The 19,252-nt window shown below is 49.6% G+C and carries 15 protein-coding genes and 1 other RNA gene; 8 read left to right on the forward strand and 8 right to left on the reverse strand.

Going from position 1 to position 19,252, the window contains the following annotated elements; all coding sequences use genetic code 11:
* The first annotated feature begins 152 nt into the window (after positions 1 to 152).
* The 5 genes from ACQ4MZ_RS04770 to ACQ4MZ_RS04790 all read left to right on the forward strand — a co-directional run bounded on the left by ACQ4MZ_RS04770 (position 153) and on the right by ACQ4MZ_RS04790 (position 6,455).
* Positions 153 to 2,954, forward strand: coding sequence for a TonB-dependent receptor domain-containing protein (locus tag ACQ4MZ_RS04770; protein ID WP_430843438.1), 2,802 nt, complete (start codon positions 153 to 155; stop codon positions 2,952 to 2,954).
* A gap of 18 nt (positions 2,955 to 2,972) precedes the next feature.
* Positions 2,973 to 3,722 carry a GLPGLI family protein gene (locus ACQ4MZ_RS04775; RefSeq protein WP_430843439.1) on the forward strand — a complete coding sequence of 250 codons (750 nt, stop codon included), beginning with the start codon at positions 2,973 to 2,975 and terminating at the stop codon, positions 3,720 to 3,722.
* Between the two features lie 196 nt (positions 3,723 to 3,918).
* Positions 3,919 to 4,806 carry an OmpA family protein gene (locus ACQ4MZ_RS04780; RefSeq protein WP_430843440.1) on the forward strand — a complete coding sequence of 296 codons (888 nt, stop codon included), beginning with the start codon at positions 3,919 to 3,921 and terminating at the stop codon, positions 4,804 to 4,806.
* Positions 4,807 to 4,901: 95 nt separating this feature from the next.
* Positions 4,902 to 5,855, forward strand: coding sequence for a threonine ammonia-lyase (locus tag ACQ4MZ_RS04785; protein WP_430843441.1), 954 nt, complete (start codon positions 4,902 to 4,904; stop codon positions 5,853 to 5,855).
* Positions 5,856 to 5,975: 120 nt separating this feature from the next.
* Positions 5,976 to 6,455, forward strand: coding sequence for a hypothetical protein (locus ACQ4MZ_RS04790; RefSeq protein WP_309987900.1), 480 nt, complete (start codon positions 5,976 to 5,978; stop codon positions 6,453 to 6,455).
* A 77-nt stretch (positions 6,456 to 6,532) separates the two neighbouring features.
* Here ACQ4MZ_RS04790 and ACQ4MZ_RS04795 read toward each other — a convergent pair whose 3' ends face one another.
* The 5 genes from ACQ4MZ_RS04795 to lpxK form a co-directional block, all read right to left on the reverse strand.
* Positions 6,533 to 6,673, reverse strand: coding sequence for a hypothetical protein (locus ACQ4MZ_RS04795; RefSeq protein ID WP_430843442.1), 141 nt, complete (start codon positions 6,671 to 6,673; stop codon positions 6,533 to 6,535).
* An 80-nt stretch (positions 6,674 to 6,753) separates the two neighbouring features.
* Positions 6,754 to 9,660, reverse strand: coding sequence for a PD-(D/E)XK nuclease family protein (locus ACQ4MZ_RS04800; RefSeq protein ID WP_430843443.1), 2,907 nt, complete (start codon positions 9,658 to 9,660; stop codon positions 6,754 to 6,756).
* A gap of 19 nt (positions 9,661 to 9,679) precedes the next feature.
* On the reverse strand, positions 9,680 to 10,276 hold the full coding sequence (locus ACQ4MZ_RS04805; RefSeq protein WP_430843444.1) for a tRNA-(ms[2]io[6]A)-hydroxylase: 597 nt from the start codon (positions 10,274 to 10,276) through the stop codon (positions 9,680 to 9,682).
* Between the two features lie 21 nt (positions 10,277 to 10,297).
* A complete protein-coding gene (locus ACQ4MZ_RS04810) occupies positions 10,298 to 12,277 on the reverse strand; it encodes a putative porin (protein WP_430843445.1) in 1,980 nt (659 codons plus the stop codon).
* Between the two features lie 24 nt (positions 12,278 to 12,301).
* On the reverse strand, positions 12,302 to 13,342 hold the full coding sequence (gene lpxK / locus ACQ4MZ_RS04815) for a tetraacyldisaccharide 4'-kinase (protein ID WP_430843446.1): 1,041 nt from the start codon (positions 13,340 to 13,342) through the stop codon (positions 12,302 to 12,304).
* Positions 13,343 to 13,409: 67 nt separating this feature from the next.
* Here lpxK and ACQ4MZ_RS04820 point away from each other — a divergent pair, with 67 nt between their 5' ends.
* Positions 13,410 to 14,510, forward strand: a complete 1,101-nt coding sequence (locus ACQ4MZ_RS04820) for an o-succinylbenzoate synthase (RefSeq protein ID WP_430843447.1) — start codon at positions 13,410 to 13,412, stop codon at positions 14,508 to 14,510.
* Here the strand turns inward: ACQ4MZ_RS04820 and hemF are convergent.
* The 3 genes from hemF to ACQ4MZ_RS04835 form a co-directional block, all read right to left on the reverse strand.
* Entirely contained in the window at positions 14,478 to 15,389 is a 912-nt protein-coding gene (gene hemF, locus ACQ4MZ_RS04825; RefSeq protein WP_430843448.1) for an oxygen-dependent coproporphyrinogen oxidase, read from the reverse strand. The genes ACQ4MZ_RS04820 and hemF overlap by 33 nt on opposite strands.
* A gap of 107 nt (positions 15,390 to 15,496) precedes the next feature.
* On the reverse strand, positions 15,497 to 15,931 hold the full coding sequence (locus ACQ4MZ_RS04830; RefSeq protein WP_430843449.1) for a PepSY-like domain-containing protein: 435 nt from the start codon (positions 15,929 to 15,931) through the stop codon (positions 15,497 to 15,499).
* 61 nt (positions 15,932 to 15,992) lie between these two features.
* Entirely contained in the window at positions 15,993 to 16,229 is a 237-nt protein-coding gene (locus ACQ4MZ_RS04835; protein WP_430843804.1) for a BlaI/MecI/CopY family transcriptional regulator, read from the reverse strand.
* Between the two features lie 47 nt (positions 16,230 to 16,276).
* Here ACQ4MZ_RS04835 and ACQ4MZ_RS04840 point away from each other — a divergent pair, with 47 nt between their 5' ends.
* Positions 16,277 to 18,571 carry a TonB-dependent receptor gene (locus ACQ4MZ_RS04840; protein ID WP_430843450.1) on the forward strand — a complete coding sequence of 765 codons (2,295 nt, stop codon included), beginning with the start codon at positions 16,277 to 16,279 and terminating at the stop codon, positions 18,569 to 18,571.
* Between the two features lie 216 nt (positions 18,572 to 18,787).
* Positions 18,788 to 19,159: a transfer-messenger RNA gene (ssrA, locus tag ACQ4MZ_RS04845) on the forward strand.
* The last annotated feature ends 93 nt before the right edge of the window (positions 19,160 to 19,252 follow it).

A 19,252-nucleotide genomic window follows, 5' to 3' on the forward strand; every position in this document is an offset into this window, starting at 1 on the left:
TTCTTAATAAAAGTTAAATATTTCTCAATTCGATATAAAATCACGTTTTAACTATATTTTTAGTTGTAAACTTGGTTTGCATTCTCTATAATTGCAAAAATGTAATACCTCAGTTACAAACCTCTACTCACATAACCACCAAAAAACTAGCCTTGAAAAAAATCCTACTTCTGTTATGGTTATGCCTTCCTATGCTCGCTGCGCACGCGCAGACCGGAGGGCGATTTACGTTAAAAGGAACCGTCACCGATACCTCCGGGACGATATTACCCGAAGCGACGATCATGTTGCTGTTGCCTAAGGACTCCTCGCTCGTCAATTTCGGAAGGACCGCCAAAGACGGGTCATTCGAAATGAAGAACCTTAAACGTGCAACTTACATTTTTAAAGTATCCTATGTGGGTTATGTACCTTATCAGGAGATAATAGATCCTAAAAATCAGGAAGTTGTCGATATTGGAAAGGCTAAAATGAAGGTCCTGCAAAAGGAATTGTACGAAGTGGTAATCAAAACCGCCAGGGCACCGCTGAGTATACGTGGGGACACGGTCGAATTTGACGCCAAGGCATTTAAGGTACCTCCGGGCTCATCGGTAGAAGACCTTCTGCGTAAGCTCCCGGGCGTACAGGTGGATGGCGACGGTAACATCCGGGCACAGGGCGAAGAGATCAAACGTGTAACGGTAGACGGTAAGCGCTTTTTTGGCGACGATCCCAAAATGGCCACGAAAAACCTCCCGGCTGAGGCAATTAACAAAGTACAGGTTTTTAATGGTAAGACAGAGCAGGCCAAAGCGACCGGTGTGGACGATGGCAAGCGGGAGAAAACCATGAACCTGGAATTGAAGGACAGCCATAAAAAGGGCGGCTTCGGTAAGGCCGTTGCGGGTGTTGGAACGGACTCGCGGCTCGAAGGCAAGGTGAGCTACAACCGTTTCGACGAAAAGCAGCAGTTTGCGGTGCTGGGATTTGGAAATAATACGAACCAATCTGGTATCGCGCGGAATGATTATCAGGACTTCAAAGGCAGCCAGTCGTTCAACTGGGGCGATGACGGTGATTTCGGTTTCAGCAGTGGCCGCTATTACGGTGGCGACGACATTACGATCCAGCCCAACTGGGGCGGACAAGGCTCGGAAGGTTTTACCAAAAACTGGGCCGGCGGTGCCAACTATAACTTCGATACCAAGAAAACCAAGCTGAGTACCAGCTATTTTTATAACTCGACGCGCTCGGTTACGGACGTCGAGACTAGCTCCGAGAACTTCCTCACCAATGATTCCTATATCACGGCAGGTAAAAACAAGACGCTTGGGTTTACGGGCAATCATCGTCCGGCATTCCGTTTCGAGCACAATATCGACTCGCTCAACACGCTGATCCTGATCAGCAACTCGCGGATCAACAGTGGAGATAATGAGTATTCGAGCGAAACGCAGTCCTATCGCAATGCGAATATGCTCACCAACCGGTCGGATGTGAAGAATCTGAGCGATTATAACTCGTTTGCCATGGCCAACCTGCTGTTGTACCGTCATAAGTTCAAGAAAAAGGGACGAAACTTTGCGGCCAGCGTAGGTTATAATATCAATAATTCCGATGAAGACCGCCGTCAGAACTCGGTGAACCTGTTCTTGCAGGATTCTACCAAGAATAGTGTCATCAACCAATTGCAGCAAACCGAGAGCACGCGGGGAAATTTTAAAGGAAGCTTGTCGTACGTAGAGCCTTTCGCCAAGAAGTTTTTCTGGGAGACTTTCTATAATTACAGCATGCGGAAAGACAAAGTCGATCGGGATGTTTTTGATGTCGAAGGTACAGAGGATAAAGTGAATCCGTTCCTGACGCGTTATTATACCAACGACTTCACCTTCAATCGTCTCGGAACCAGCGTGCGCTATTCACACAAGGGACTGAACCTCGCATTGGGACTCGCGGGCGTGCAGTTTGATCTGAAAGGCAAGTTCGCGCTCGATGAGTCGCAGCAGAACATGACCCGCGTCGACCGCACGTTCAAAAAGCTGGTACCGAACGTTTCATTGAATTATAGCCTGAAAAACAACAAATACCTCTATGCCGAGTATGGGCTGAACGTACGCGAGCCGTCGGTTACCGATTTGCAACCGATCGTGGACAACAGCAACCCGCTCTACATCGTGGAAGGTAACCCGGACCTGATCCCGCAGACGACGCACAATGCATATGCAGGTTTCAATATGTTCAACCCGGCGAGCTTCACCAACTTGTATATCAATGCCTATTACAATTATAATGAGGATCAGATCGTCTATAACCGGACCATCAATGCTGATCTGGTAACGACAACCAAGCCGATGAACATCAGCGGAGGAAACAATTATGGTACTTACATCGGTTTCGGGTTTCCGTTGAAGAAGACCAAGGCGACATTTGGGGTGAATACAGGTATTAACTTCAGTAATAACCTGACTTATATTAACAATGTCAAAAACGAGACGAATACAGATGGCTACAACTTTGGGGCACGACTGGATTTGACGCCGAGCGATGTGTTTACGCTTTATACCAATGCAAACTGGAATATCAGTGAAACAAAGTATTCGATTAACACGAATCAGAACCAGAAAATCCTCAATGCGAATTACAATGCCGACATGAATATCAAGATGCCGAAAGAAATTTACTTTAACGGTCGCCTCAATTACCGGACTTATAAAAACGATCAGTTCGGTTTCAACCAGCAGGTGCCTATTTTGACGCTTTCGGTTTACAAATTGATCTTGAAAAACAAAAAAGGCGAAATCCGTCTTACTGCTAACGACGTGTTCAAAAGAAACCTGGGTATCAGCCAGAACACGAGTCAGAACTATTATTCCGAGCGTCGTGTGGCAACCTTGTCGCGGTATTTCATGCTGAGTTTTACCTATAATATGAGAGGTATGACGGCTTCCGTAAAACGCAGTGGATTCTATTAATTAGTTATAAACCAAGTCATGAGAACAATCAGAATATGGATATTCATGATGGCGATTGCATCCGCGCCATTATTTGCACAAAACCTGGAAGGCGAAATCACCTATGAAAGGGTGTATTACTGGACAAAAATCAACTCCCGTCTGAGCTTCCTGAGTAATGAAGAAAAGGACCGGATGAAGCAGACCTGGGGCAAAAACGACGAGTACAAGCAGAAAATGACCTTGTATTTCAATGAGAAACAGAGTTTTTACGGTTATCCCAAGGTCATTGAGAATGAACACGGCTGGTCGTGGTCCGAGGCGGATTACAAGATTTACCGCAATTTCGAGAAAGAGACCAGAACGGATATTATTGGCATGTTGGGCAAGACCTACGTGATAGAGGATTCGCTGAAAGCGCCGAGCTGGAAAGTGATGAACAAGATCAAGGAAGTGGCGGGGCACATGTGTATGATGGCCGTTACGGAGGATACGATCAAAGACCAAAAGATCACGGCCTGGTTCGCCAATGATCTGCCGGTCTCGGGTGGACCGGAAATGTACACCGGCTTACCGGGGATGATTCTCGAACTAGATATCAATGACGGCGATATTATTATCAGTGCCATCGATATTAAAATGAAACCGGTTGCCGCAGAGGATATTAATCTTCCGAAAAAGATAAAAGGGCGCAAAATTAACAACAAACAATACGAGGATATTGTGTCCGTACACATTCGCGACAGCATCAAGGCGCGCAGGAACCCGTTCTGGTCGATGCCTTATTAGGTAAAATACTATATTACATTGCGAAAAAGGGAAAGTGTCGCTACGACATTCTTCCCTTTTTTTGTACTTTCGCGTTTTGAAAGCACCCCGGGCGGCGACTATTAATGTCTGTGGCTCGATTATTGATAGCGATCAGTGTAGTTACCAAATGTTTTACTTAACAGTGTTTATCTATTTTTAACAACCCTAGACGATTATGAAACAAACGCTTTTAGCCGTTGCTATGCTCTTTGTACTGGGCTCATGTGCCAGCAAGAAAAAATTGCTCTCAGCACAGAAGCAAGCCAATGAGATCCAAATCCAACTGGACAAAGCAAGAGCCGACCTGAATGATTGTGATAGCAGAACTGCTAGCTTGAATAATGATTTGAAGGCAAAAAACGACGAACTGACCAGCAAAAACGCGAAATTGAAAGAGCTGGAAGAACAGGTTGAATTCCTTAAAAAGAACAACAACAACCTTCTTGACCGTATGTCGGACCTTTCGGTAATCTCGAAAGAAGGCTCGGAAAGCATCAAGAAGTCACTTGCGATGATGGACCAGCAAGGTGCACAGATCCGCGATTTGAACAGAAGCATCCAGCACAAAGATTCTTTGAACATGGCGCTCGTACTGAACCTGAAACGTTCATTGGCTGATGTAAGCGATGAAGACGTTCAGATCGAAGTTAAAAAGGGCGTAGTTTACGTTTCCCTTTCCGACAAAATGCTTTTCCGCTCGGGAAGCTCCGTTATCAATTCCGCAGCTGATAACGTGTTGAGCAAGGTGGCGAAAATCCTGAACGACTACAAAGAAATCGAAATCCTGATCGAAGGTCACACGGATAACGTACCTATCTCAACAGATAAAGTAGCTGATAACTGGGACCTTTCCGTATTGCGCGCAACCGCTGTTGCACGTACGCTGCAAAAGAAATACGGTGTTGAGCCGGTTCGTATGATCGCTGGCGGCCGTGGAGAATATCTCCCCAAAGTGGCTAACGATTCAGCGCCTAACCGCAGCCTGAACCGTCGTACCGAAATCATCATTACGCCGAAATTGGATCAGTTCTTCAACCTTTACACGCCAAATGCTGGTAAATAAGGTAAACTGGTGAATTTTTCAGATAAGGGCCCGTCGGTAACAAGACGGGCCTTTTTCTTTTTATTATAGGAACGATTTTCATAATATACACCCATATGACAGGAACTGTACCTACCAGAGCAACCATTGAGGCGGCGCACGCGCTCGTCAAACCCTACATTCATCACACTCCCGTTTTCACTTCACAGTTTCTGAATGATCTGTCCGGCGCGGAACTGTATTTCAAATGCGAAAACTTGCAAAAGATCGGTGCATTCAAAGCGAGGGGAGGGTTGAATGCGGTGCTTTCGCTGTCGGAGGAGCAGCTCGGGAATGGCGTCATTACACATTCATCGGGGAACCATGCACAGGCGATCGCGTTCTCGGCGCAGAAGGTCGGGGCAAAATGTTATATCGTGATGCCTGACAATTCGCCGAAAGTCAAAATAGCGGCGGTGGAGGGTTACGGAGCAACGATTACTTTTTGTAAAAACACACCGGAAGACCGGCAACGGACGGTGGACGAGATCGTCGCTCGCACGGGGGCCACTTTTATACACCCATTCAATAACTACAAAGTGATTACCGGACAGGCAACCGCTGCGAAGGAGTTGATCGAGGACTTGGCCATGGCGCTGGATGCCATCGTTGCGCCGGTAGGAGGAGGGGGCCTGCTGAGCGGGACTGCGCTGTCGGCTAAATATTTTTCCCCGCGCACGAAGGTATACGCAGGCGAGCCCGAGGGCGCTGCGGACGCCGTGCTGTCTTTCAGAAGCGATAAGATCGAAAAGGCACCCTATGTGAACACCATTGCAGACGGTCTGCTCACGTACCTGGGCGATAAAACTTTCCCGATCATCAAGGCTGAGGTGACTGATATTTTTACGGTTTCCGATGAGGAGATTGTTCAGGCAATGCGCTATTTGTGGGAGCGAATGAAAATCGTGGTGGAGCCTTCCGGTGCGGTATCTACTGCCGCTGTTTTGAAAAACAGACCTGTCTTTGAAGGTAAAAAGGTGGGTATCATTATTTCTGGAGGTAATGTCGACCTAGAAAAGCTGCCGTTTTGAATCAGTTTGAAATGAACAAATTATTGCCCCGATATGCGTATCCCGGGACGGTGCCGTTATAGTAGGAAATTTAGGATGCGTGTTTATATTTGAAATATTGTTTACTCTTAAAATTGAAGTATGAAAAAGCTGATTTTTTGCTGTCTGGTACTACTGATGGGCGCTTGCAAGGACGACAAGAAAGACCCTGAGCCGGAAACGGATTATGCAACAAGCTTTGTAGGAGTTTATGAAACCACCACCGTGGAGGGAGGGATCACCAGCAATTATAAATGGGACATCACCACCGAAGCGAAAAACCAGTTGAACATCAAATACACCAAAGCAACGAAGGTTACAGTATCGGGTACTACCATTAACCTTACGCAGGAATATCCGTTAGTAGCGGTGAAAACCACTGCACAGGACAACTTTGAGGTGAATGAGAAAGTAAATGTTACCCAGAGCACAGGAGAAGCTCTGAGCGTTCGGCTGAGTGGTCTCGGTAGCCGGATCGTGAATGGAAGCGGGGTGTCGCAGATTAATATTACCCTGAAATCGTCCGAGGCGAGCAGCGGAGCGCCCAACGAGGAAGTTTACCTGGAATTCAAAAAGAAATAGTGCATTTACAATGCAGCAAAAAGGCGGATGAGATTACTCACCCGCCTTTATTTTTTGAGAGGCATTTCGATTTGGTATTATAAGGATACTTCTTTGAAGTGCATTTGAAACTTGTCGAACAGGACAATCACCGGGAACGTAATGCCTACGATGAGGCAGGTGACGACAAAGGCCATTAGCCAGATAATGAAGAGGGTCAACTTTGCTGCAACGATCATACCGTAAACGTTTTTTTGAAAATGACCGCTTTGTTACGACAATGGTTGCAAGGCTTTGCGGGTATTTTTCAAGCGGCAATTTACCGCCCGCAGATGCCGGTGAAGTCGCAGAATTTGCAGGTTGTGAGGTCGTCGGTTTTGCTGAACGGGACGTCCGGGTCAAGCATTACATTGAGTATATCCGTCAAAATCACCTCCGATTTTTCGATGAATTCCTGCGGCGCCAGCTGCTCGGTAATTTCCAGTGGATTTGCAATGAGGTTTTTCGGATCACGGAACGAATAAAAGCCCGATTTGACAGCGTACTCGCCGAAATTGTAGGTGGTACCACGCAGTTTCAGGCCGTTTTCTTCCTTCATCCGGCGGTACATCAGATATTCATAAATCCAGAGCTGGCGCACGTAACCCATTTTGCGGTCAGGATCGGAACGGATGACTTCTTCGCGGCCAACGGGATCGGCGAGTTTTTGTTTGCCGGTCAGTTCCACGCTGCCGGTCTTGTAGTCCATTACATACAAAGTCCCGTCTTCCGCCAATTCGATGCGGTCGATCTTTCCGCCAACGCGTACGGGCGTATATGCGCCTTGCAGCACGAGCTGGATGCGCGTGTGCAGCGGCTGCTCGGCCGCAAGGATTTTCCTCCGGGGCTTTTGCGCCATATGATGGCGAAGAAAGGTCAATATCTGCTGCTCACCGATCTGATAATAAATGCGGTTGAGGCCGAGGTCGGTTACGTAGCCTTTGAAAAGCCGGTCGAATTCTTCGCGGAGCACGGTCGCAATCTGCTCTTCCGACGGGTCGTTGTCGAGCAGGAAAAATTCATGGTCGAGGCGTTCCAGAGATGCGTGCAGCCAGGTGCCGATTTTGTCCATACCGAGCTCTTCCTCGACCTCCTCTTTCTCTTTTACCCCGGCAATGTGTTTGAGATAAAACTGCATGGAGCAGCGGATAAACTCATTGAGGTGTGTAGGATAAATGCCCTTGCCGTCGAGGTAGGCGCGAATGGCTGCTATGAGCGCGTCGTCCTTATGTACTACTTCTTTCAGCTCCCGCTGCTGCTGTGCCTCGAAAACGACGGTTTTGTTCTCAATGCGGATCAGCGGGTTGTACTCCGCCAGTTCATACTCGATTTGCCTTACAAACCGGCTTTTTTCTCCTCCGCCAGGGGCGTCGTTAGTGCTCGTGTAGAGAATATGTACTTCCGAAGCGCGTTGCAGCAGCCGGTAGAAATGGTAAGACATCACCGCTTCCTGATGCTGGTGCGTAGGCAGCCCTACGGCCTGCGCTGCGTCGAACGGGATTAGCGAGTTCTGCCGCTTCGCCTGGGGAATAATGCCTTCATTGACGGACAATATAATAATCCGCTCGAAGTCGAGCGCGCGGGTTTCGAGCATCCCCATGATTTGCAGGTTACTGATCGGCTCGCCGCTGAAAGGAATGCGGGTTTGCCGGATCAGCTCGAACATAAACGATTTGAGCGTTCGCAGCGTGATCAGTTCCGCCCGCTCTTCGATCGTTTGCTCGAATTGTTTAAGTAGTGTGTAAAAAAGATAGAGATATTCTGTTTCCAGTGCATTCTTGTAATCCTTGTAAACCTCCCGCAAAAGCTCAATCAGCTGGTAAAACGAGCGGATCACCTGCTGGGCATTGTTTTTCTGCCAATGCGTGAAAAGGATCTGGAATAATGGATGATTGTCGCCCAGTGCAATCAGCTCTTCAGAGCTTAGGAATACCTGGTTGCTTTCGGTGATCTCGCGAAGCGTTCGCTGGATGATCGTTTGCCCGTCTTTGAGCGGAGTGAGCGCAACGTGCTCGTAATGCCTGATGAACGGGTGATTGAGAATCTTATCAATGGATTTGTGCCCGAATTTCGGGATACGGATCATTTTGCCGCTCCGGGTCCTGAACTCCACCACGTTTTGCTGTAATTCAAAAATGCCGTCCACCAATGTGTAAAGCAGCGAATTGCGCATCGAAAGGCCCATGGTGACGTTCAGGTCACGCACTTCCTGGTCCAGCGAATATAACATAGGCAGGAGCAGGTTTTCATCGGCGAGGACAATAGCGGTAGGAATAGGAGCGTCGTCCGGGTCGAAGCGCTTCATCTGCTGGTAAAGCTCTCCCGCGACTTTCGTTTGCAGGGTCGCATTGGGAACGCCGTAAATGGTAATGTGCTTTTCGGTCGAAAGCAGGTCGTCGCCGGTCCAGTTCCATTCCCCGAATTCCTTGCTCCGCTGGTACTCGCGGAGGCTCTTGCCGGCCTCCACCACGGTATTCTCCGACATATAATACCGGTCCGAATCCCACAGCACCTCGGCCTTTTTAGCCTTGATTAATGCAGTGACGATCGTCCGTTCAGAGGCGGTAAATGCATTGAAACCCGCAAAATAAATTCGTTCGCTTTCCGGTCGTGCTTCCGTGAGACTACCGATGTCTTCGGCCAGCTCGCGGTAAGCCATTCCGCGGTAGGCCTTCCCTTTGGCGATCAGCCGCTGCCTGAATGACTGGTAAACCTTATTGATATTCTCGAAAAGGGAGAAATACTGTTTGGAACCGCCTTCTCCTTGCAGCGACTTGCCTTCCGGCAGGCTTTCCTGCCAGCGTGCCAGTGCGTGCGCTTCCGAGAGGTATTCGAACAGGAAATCGGTTTTGACGAGATACTGGTCGATTTTGTCGAGATCGCTCAGCAATACCGACGCCCAACCCATGAAGCGGTCGAACTGCACATCCGGGTCTATTTCCCGGAAAGTTTCGTACAAATCGAACAGCAGGTGTACCGGGTCCTCTATTTCCAGGCTGCAAATGCTTTCCACAAAATCGTCGATCGCCATAATGCCTGGGCTCATCATTGCCTCGCTGGTTTCGCTGGCCAGCTCCTGCATGAGGAAAAATGCAGCCCGCCGCGTCGGTACCACTATTTGCACATGGTCGAGCGAGGTATGATTGGCCAGGATCCGTTTGGCGACGAGGTTCAGGAATGATGGCATCGGGATGCGGATGTAAATGTCAGTGAATGCGGTCGCCGCGCGGTGAGAGCGATTGCATGATTTCGGCTTCGGCGTGCAGCAGTTCTTTCCAGCGCGCCCTTACTTTCTCTGCCGGAACGTAAGTTTCGGCGAGTTCGAGAAAAGTGCGGTAATGCCCGGCTTCGGAAATCATCAGTTCACGGTAGAACTTTTGCAGTGATTCGTCTTCCAGGTTTTCCGAAAGCAGCTTGAAACGTTCGCAGCTCCGTGCTTCGATCAGCCCGCAAATGAGCAACCTGTCGAGAAACATTTTGTTGGCGTCGCCTTTAGTAACGAGTTGCATGAGCTGGTTCACATACTCATCTTTCCGTTGCCGGCCAAGCGGGATATTTCTTTTCTTCAATTCCTTCAAAACTCTCTGGAAATGCCCCCATTCTTCGGCTACGATGGGCGTAAGGGTTTCAACCAGTAATGCTTTGTCGGGATAATGCACGATGAGCGAAATGCAGCTGGAAGCAGCTTTTTGCTCACAATAGGCGTGGTCTATCAAAACATCGCCGATCTGCATGGAGGCAATGTCGGTCCAGCGGGGATCGGTCGGAAGTTCCAGCCCGAGCGTTGTGAGTGATGTAGCCATATTGGTCAAAAGTTTGTTCAGCTAGTCGAACATCGGCCAATTGATCCCGAACGAAAATGATCTTGCAAGGCCCAGGTAATCAGGCGTCACATAATACCCTTTCGGAAAAAGACCGAAGTTGCCGCCCTGGTTAAGATAAGACATTTTAAAGAATAACCTCACCCGTTTGATCCGCACATTGGCAAAACCGTCTACCACGACATTCTGGGCTAGCGTTGTGCTGTCTTGTAAATGAAATTGTTGCGTAATGGGCATATAAGCGTCCGCTAAATAGGACGAGCGGTAACGTGCCGCGAGACCGAGCTGGATGTAAAGCACTTTGGCGTACACAAAATCAAAAGTAACCTCGCCGCTCGCGAAAACCGTCGGGATGCGCATAACGTCTTTGTTGTCGTTCAGGGTGAGATAACCCATGGTCGTGAAATTCCAGCGGTTGAGGTGAATACCGGAATTGAAGCCGAGGCGCAACAATCGGAAACCTGCATTAAGCTGCCGGGGCACGGCCGCGGTGTCATAGTAAATGTAGTCGTTGATCTGATGTATCTGTGCTTCGGGTACAAACTCTATTTTCTTCGTTTTCAGCACGAGCGATGCGAAGATCGTCTGGACCTTGGTAGGATCGAAATTGTTCCGCCAGTCAAAATGGTTGTTCAGATAGCGCTGTACCAGCAGGTCGGGGGCCGTTTGGATACTCTGGAACCCGGCTTTTCCCCAGCGGGTATTCAGCTCGCCTTTCAAACGGTACTCCACGTTTTTGGCGAGGTTCAGATCAGCCTCGGCCGTCAGGTATTGTACCGAATCTTTCAGGTAATAACCCAGCCACGCGCCGATGATGTTGTCGAATTTAAGACCCGTGCGGTAAGTCGCATAAGGATCGCCCGTTTCGTTCTTCGACTGCGCGCCGCCGCGCATCCCGTAAAACCGCTGCCGAACATAGGCGCGGTAATTGAACCCTTCGTAAAAACCTTTGATCCCGACTTTATTGTCCAGCAGCTTGTAGTAAATATCCTGACGGGTTTGCTCGGTGCTGAATCTGGAGGCAGGATAAATCCCTTTTTCAAGTCCGCGGTCGATTTGCAGATCGGTATAATGGTCGATGGTACTCTGCAAATCGGCTTGCTGGAAGAGCTGGAACCCGTTGAGCAGTCGGTATTGCTGGTAAACGTGGAAAACGTGGCGTCGTTCCCAGGAGTTGGCATTGTCGCTGATTCGGGCGGCACCGTCATACGAATATTTGTCAACCACACCGTTTTCGACATTGGGTATTACACCGCCCTGTTCTGCCACCTTCATGTTCAAATGCCGGTAATGGGCGAGGATGAGGTACTTTTTATTTTTGGAAAAGAAACTGGTGTGCGCCAGGAAAGTCCAGTTCCGTCCGAGCAATGCCGCGGACGCGATGGAATTGGCAAAACCATATACTTTGTTGGAAGTCAGACGCGTAGCGCGTATCCCGAAGTTGAACCGGGAATGCACACTCTGGGTGTAGGCGAAAGTACCGAGCGAGGTCTTTTTGGGACCCGACATAAAATCCAGCTCGGTATGCTGCGATTTGGTATCTACATAAGCGACGTCTTCCTGTTTGATCGCATAGGCGTCATACACCCGGAGGCCGAGCTGTGTACCGATATCTTCGCGAGGCTGGAAAAACAGGTTGCGTGTAGCTGTAACGTTATTGCCGAGGTCGACCAGCTTGCCCCAGGCCTTATCCATCGGCATCCACCGGTGGAAGTTGGTCATGCCCGTATCTACGCGGTACCGTACCGAATCGCGGTTGTTGAGAATGTCGTGCTCGTAAAAATGCAGGGTCGAATGCGGGCCGTAGACGTTCTTGGTACTATCGTCGAGAATGGATTGCCCTCCGCCTCCGCGCGAACCTCCGCCCCCGCCGCCGCTGGGCATCCGGATATTGCCCGGAAGCTTCACCTGGCCGCTGGCTGTGGGGATGGTTAGAATGAAGCTGCATAAAACACACAGGAAGCTATATAAAACAATTCTCATAGAGGGAAACTCGTTCTGCCGTTTTCAAAACCGGTCGGTGGTCTGTGATGTGACCCATTGCGCGAAAACCTGTTCATCGTCCCCGAAATCGACGGAAACCGGAACGTATGCAAACCTTTCCGCACAGCCTTTTGCGACCACCAATGGTTTTAATTTGACCATATCCTTTTCAGTCGTGACCACAAAAGTATCGTTTTTTAGGTTCTTAATCAGGTCTTCGACGTCACTTGGCGTGTAATTGTGATGGTCCGGAAAAACCTTTTCATCTGTAACGCTGAATCGGGCAGCCAAATATGCGGCGAATGGCTGCGGATTTGCGATTCCGGCCGCCATTTTAACATTCTTTAACGCAACAGGTCCGCCTTCGTACGACTGCGGGTCATCGTAACGGGTGGTAGCGAAGAAAACCGGCACACCGGCGCGGGTATAGCGGCGGATATTTTCAGCGATATGCTCTTTTTCCGAAACGGGAAGGTTTACCGGGCATTTGGTGACGATCACGGCATCTGCGCGCCGCGCGCCATGCCTCCTTTCGCGCAACCGTCCGGCAGGGAAAGGATGGTCCTCGTAAAAGGGCCGGTTATAGTCGTTGAGCAAGATATTGACGTCCCGCTGAATGGCACGGTGCTGGAATGCGTCGTCAAGCAGCAGTAGTTTGTTTTCGGGATAAAAATGAAGAATACTATCTGCGCCCCCGACCCGTTTTTCACAAACGGCCACTATGACCTCGTTTTGAAATTTACTATAAAACTGAAAAGGCTCATCGCCGATTGTCGCAGCAGAGGAGGAGCTGTCTGCGAGCTTGAAGCCTTTGGTTAGCCTACCATATCCGCGACTTAGTATGGCCGTCGGGATTTTGGGGGCAAAGTGCCGCGCAAGGTATTCGATGACCGGCGTTTTGCCTGTCCCGCCAACGGTTAGATTCCCTACCACGATTACTTTTTGTAGTACTTTTTCGGATTGCAATATGCCGTTGTCGAACAGAAAGTTACGTACATCTGTGACGGCGCCGTAGATCCACGAGAGGGGCAGCAATGCATTTTTTATCCAGGGCAGCTCTTTCATCCTGGTGCATAATTACGTAAATTTTGTCTAATATTGTGCCCCTTTTAAAATCTGACACCGCAAAATCATGCCGTTAAAAATTGTGTATAAGCCACATACGCTTCATTTTCGCAAGGAAGCGGGCACCTCTCGCGGGGTACTTACACAAAAGACATCCTGGATTATCATCGTTACCGACTCTGAGAAACCCGGGGTGGCCGGCTATGGTGAATGCGGACCGTTACCCGGGCTGAGTATCGACGATATTCCGGACTTCGAGGCGCAGCTGGCGGATGTATGCAGCATTTTCAATGAGCTCGACCTGGATGTATTTCCGTTCAACCTGGGTATTATCCTCGAACAATTGATCCCCGAAAACCTGCCTTCCATTCGGGCGGGTATTGAAATGGCTTTGCTGGATATTATGAACGGCGGGCAGCGACTGCTGTTCAAGAATGGTTTTTCAGGAAATGGCGAGGGTATCCTGATGAACGGGCTGATTTGGATGGGCTCCTACGAAAACATGCTCGCGCAGGTGGAGGAAAAGCTCTCGCAGGGTTTCACCACACTTAAAATGAAAGTGGGAGCGATCGATTTCGAACAGGAATGCCACATTCTCGAAGCCGTTCGCGCACGATTTGACCAAAACACGATTACCTTGCGCGTCGATGCGAACGGGGCGTTTACAGCGGACAATGCGAAGGAACGACTTGAAAGGCTGAGCGCATTCGACCTGCATTCGATCGAACAGCCTGTGAAGGCAGGCCAGCACGAGCTGATGGCCGAACTTTGCGCGTCTTCGCCGGTACCGGTTGCCCTGGATGAGGAGCTGATCGGCATTCCCAACTACCGCGACAAGTTTGCGTTGCTCAAAAAACTCGCACCGCCTTTCGTCATCCTTAAACCAACATTGCTGGGGGGCTTCACTGCCACCAGCGAGTGGATTGAAATCGCAAACCGGCTGCATATCGGCTGGTGGATCACCTCCGCACTCGAATCCAACATTGGCCTTAATGCCATTGCGCAATACACCGCGTCATTCAACAATCCGCTACCGCAGGGATTGGGCACCGGCCAGCTCTATACCAACAACTTTGATTCCCCGCTGACGGTTGAAAACGGCCATTTGTATTACCGGAAAGAGATAGCCTGGGAATTACCAGGCCACGCCCTTGCGGAGCCAGTTTAAGGTTTCCGCCTCGGCAGTCCCCGGCTCCGGTATGAAATTGTATTCCCAGTTGGCTTGAGGCGGGAGACTCATCAGAATTGATTCGGTGCGGCCATTGGTTTCCAGCCCGAACTTCGTACCACGGTCCCACACCAGATTGAACTCCACATAACGGCCCCGGCGCAGGTATTGCCATTGTTTTTGCGCTTCGGTAAATGGCTTGTCCGCATATTTCTGCATGAGTGCCGTGTAAATAGGGGCAAAGTTTTCACCTACCTCCTTTACAAATTCAAAAAGCTCTGTTTTGGACAGGCCCTGACCATTCCCTGGCTCGTCGGGTTTGAGGTAATCAAAGAAAATGCCTCCTATGCCCCGTGTTTCGTTGCGGTGCTGAATGAAGAAATAGTCGTCGGCCCAGGTTTTGAATCCAGGATAAAATTCCGGATGATGCTTGTCGCAGGCGGCCTTCAAGGTTTGGTGGAAGGCATGGGCATCTTCTGCCACCACATAATGCGGTGTAAGATCAATGCCGCCGCCGAACCAGCACGTGCCATTGTCGAGTTCGAAATAGCGGACATTCATGTGTATGATGGGTACGTGCGGGTTGCGCGGGTGCATCACGATGGACACGCCCGTGGCCGTGAACTGAGGGTTTGCGTCTTCGGGCAGGTTCATTTGTGCGCGCAGCCTGGGATGTACCTCACCTTTAACGCTCGAAAAGTTAACGCCTCCCTTTTCGATCACTGCACCGTTCTGAATCAGGCGCGTGCGGCCGCCGCCGCCGGAATGGTGCTGCCACAGATCTTCATGAAAGGTAGCACCGCCATCCGTCGTTGCGATGGCTGTGCAAATGCGGTCTTGTAAATCCTTGAAAAACGATTCTATATCTTCCACTTTCATAGTAGGTAGTCAATGCTGCGAGCGGCAAAAGTACGACAAATAGCGCTGTGGGGGCATAAAAAAGCAGGGCAAATCCGCCCTGCTTTTTCAGTTCAATAAACATCTATCTAGTCATCAATGCGAAGGAAAGTACCCGCCAGGTTGAATACCAGCTCCTTATTGTTCGACAGCCGCACCTCCTGATCGGTTTTGTCCTTCTCCCAATCTGTAATAAATGCATCGGGATAATGCTCATGCACATATTCGAGCACTTTCAGGGGGATCACCGTATCGGGCAACTTCTCCGTGTGGCGGCTTTCGATGCTGTAACAATCGCCTTTTTTATCAAATTCGAGTTTGACCTGATTATCCAGGATCACGTCATAACTGGTTTCCAGGTCGTCGCGGTCGCGCACCACCTGCGTGATGCGAGCATGGGGGAAATGGGCTTCGATATAATCCTGTGTATTGACCGGCAGCTTGGTTTCGTCCACTACCTTTTCGCTGTCGCAGGCCGTCGCCACAAATAGCAGAAGGGCCAGAAAAGAAGCCAGTTTTTTCATAATTGTTGTCAGTTAAATTGAGTGTTCGTTTTGTTTCTGACAACCCAGCTTTTAGTTTCCCCTATGCGGAAGCCCCATTATTTTTCTTTTTTTGCTTACGCTTAATTTCTTCGTCGATAATGTTCCTCAATTCTTCGAGCTCCTGCGTGCTCATGCTCGTATCGCGGGCGAAAAACGAGCCGAACTGTGTCACCGAGTTGTTGAAGAAGTTTTTGATGATACCATTTACGTGCTTCGAGAAATAATCCTCCTTGTCGACCAGCGGATAGTATTCACGCGAGTTGTCCGGTGCAACGATTCACTCTATTTTTGTAACCGATAGTTTTGAATGTCAACCGTCCATCTATGATACGTACCATTTTACTGCTGTTTCTTTCTGTCAATTTGGTGTTTGCCCAGGAATTTACCTCCGTTGTGCGCGGGAGCGTGAAAGACGCCGATACCGGACTGCCGCTGCCCCAAGCGACCGTACAGCTCGATGACAAAGGCGGCATAACCGACCAGGCAGGGCTATTCCGTTTTGAGGGAGTAGGAGTAGGCCGGCATACGCTGACGGTATCGTTTGTCGGTTATCAAACCCTCGTAGTCCAGGAGATATTGCTCGAATCGGGCAAGGAAAATGTGCAGGACGTGCGGCTCAGCGCCACTAGCCGGCAATTGAAGGAAGCGACTGTGTCGGGCAGCAGGCCCCCTGCATTCAACAGTGTGCAGGCCATTACCGCGGAGCAAACCATGCGCTATGCGGCTACCTATCTCGACCCGGCCCGTGTAGCGACCTCCTTCGCGGGTGTGGCCGCCGCCAACGATCAGGCCAACGGGCTAGTGGTACGCGGGAATTCACCGAACAGCATGCAATGGCGCCTGGAAGGCGTGGAGATTGTAAATCCGAACCATTTGTCGAATGCGGGGACATTCAGCGACAGGCCGACCCAAGCGGGAGGAGGAGTGAACATCCTGAGCACACAGCTACTGGCGACATCGTATTTCTTGAATGGCGCGTTTCCCGCACAATATGGTAATGCGATTGCGGGCGTTATGGACATGCGCCTGCGGAAAGGGAATGATGAGCGTAGCGAGTTTACTGCACAAGCCGGACTGATCGGGCTGGACGTGGCGGCCGAGGGACCTTTTTCAAAGCAGTCGAAGGCTTCTTTCCTAATCAACTACCGCTATTCATTTACCGGTCTGCTTGGAGCGATGGGTGTGAATTTCGGGGGCGAGGATATCCGTTTTCAGGATCTCTCGTTCAATCTGAATTTCCCAATGAAAAAAGGGGGTAATCTCAGTGTTTTCGGTTTGGGAGGCATTAGCAGCAATACCTTCAAGGCTGAGCCCGACTCCACAAAATGGGAGTTTTTCAAAGACTCGCATAATATTATTTACAAAAACAAAATGGGCGCTGCGGGTGTCACGCACACGCTTCCTATGGGTAACAGGGCTGTGCTCAACACGAAATTTGTCATGTCGGGCCTGCAAACGTCGCGGGCGTTTTACAAAGGGGATACCAATACCCCCGAATATTGGTATCCGATCGAAGACGATTCGCTTACCAAAAGCAAGGTTACCGGGAACATGATTTTCAACTACCGGTTTGCGGGTGAGAGCAAGTTGAAAGTGGGCTGGTACCTGACGTTCCAATACGACCGTCTTGCCCCCCTGTACGAATATGAGGAAATGAGATCGCGGCTGTTTCAGCCCTTTGCGGAATGGACGGTCCCTCTCGCGGCAGGTATTACAGCTGAAATCGGATTGAACGCCACGGTCAGCAAACTGGACCTCCCGCGGGCGCGTACGCATCGCACGCTCGAACCTCGTGCGGCGTTACGCTGGCAGCTGTCCGAAAATCAGAAAGTGACGATTTCATACGGTCTGCATAGCCAGCTTCCTCTCGCCCAACTTTATGCGGCTAGCTATTCCACAACGAATTTGTCCGGCAATCCAAACCTCGGACCCGCCAAAGCGCACCATTTTGCGGCCAGTTATCAACGTGATTTTAAGAGGAATGACAACCTGAAAATAGAAGCTTACTGGCAGCAACATTTCGATGTGCCGGCTAACAGTTCCGGTTTTTCGGCTTTGAACCTTATCGAAGCGAGAGTAGGAGAGAGCCTGACTAATAGTGGTAAGGGGCGTAATTATGGCTTGGAAGCGACGTATCAGAAGTTGTTGAACCATGACTTTTATATGATGATTTCGGGGTCGTTGTATAGCGCTACCTATCTGACGTTCCGGGGCGAACGCAAAAAGGGACGCTTCGACGGTCGGCATACATTCAGTTTTACGGGAGGAAAGGAGTTTAAGTCCGGTGCCCGTATCTGGGGAATTAATACCAAAGTTCTCTGGCTGGGTGGTTTCCGCGAAACGCCCATCGATCTGGAAGCGTCAAAAAACGGAGAGCAAACGATGTACAAGAACGACGAGCCTTTTGCATTAAAGCTGAAAGATTACTTCCGCCCCGACCTTCGTATTTACCTCAAAAAGAGCCGGACGTCATATAGTACGACCCTCGCGCTCGATTTACAGAATGTATCCGGGACTAAAAATGAGGCGTTCAGTTACTACGATGCATTTCAGAAAAAGATTATCCGCCAAAAACAGTTGGGCCTCATCCCCGTGCTGAGTTACCGGTGGGAGTTTTAGTTTTAATGAGTGAATGATTGAATGAGTGAATGACTGAATGATTGAATGATTGAATGATTGAATGACTGGATATTTTTTGGGTCGAAGGTCGTGTTTTTCAACGGGTTGTTTCTGGCGATTCGAGAATTTTCGAATGTGGCTGAACTTTCCGGATTTTTAATTTGTAAACTTATCTGCAATCAAACTTTGGCTTTGTCCGAGGCTGCACTAACAAATGGGGGTGACTGGTTTTGACAGCGGGCTGAGGGCTTGTGTGTAAGCATGTCGGGAGTTGAGAGTACCTCCCGGAAATAATATTCTCAAACAATAACTGGCGAATCTACTTACGCCATGGCTGCTTAATCCGGAGGATTAACCAAATGCCATCATCTCTCCACCTAACGTGCTGCCGGGTGGGTTCAGAGGTGTCGAACCGCAGCGCTGGTTGGTATATTGATGCGTAAAACCAACGAGACCCTAGCATCTAAGGCTATGACGCAGGTCCGCCGGGAACCTTGTCAGGCTCGAAAACCGAATCACGGATAAGCATGTAGAAGGCGCAGGTTTTCCCTGTTCTGGACGAGGGTTCGACTCCCTCCATCTCCACTTGAGGGGAAAGCAGCAGTGCTTTCCCCTTTTTTGTGTAAAATCAACTCGTGTAATTGGTTGGTTTTTAGTGAATTGCTTTCGAGGATGGGCAGG

The organism is Dyadobacter sp. BHUBP1 (assembly GCF_050587785.1).
In the GTDB taxonomy this organism is placed as follows: domain Bacteria; phylum Bacteroidota; class Bacteroidia; order Cytophagales; family Spirosomataceae; genus Dyadobacter.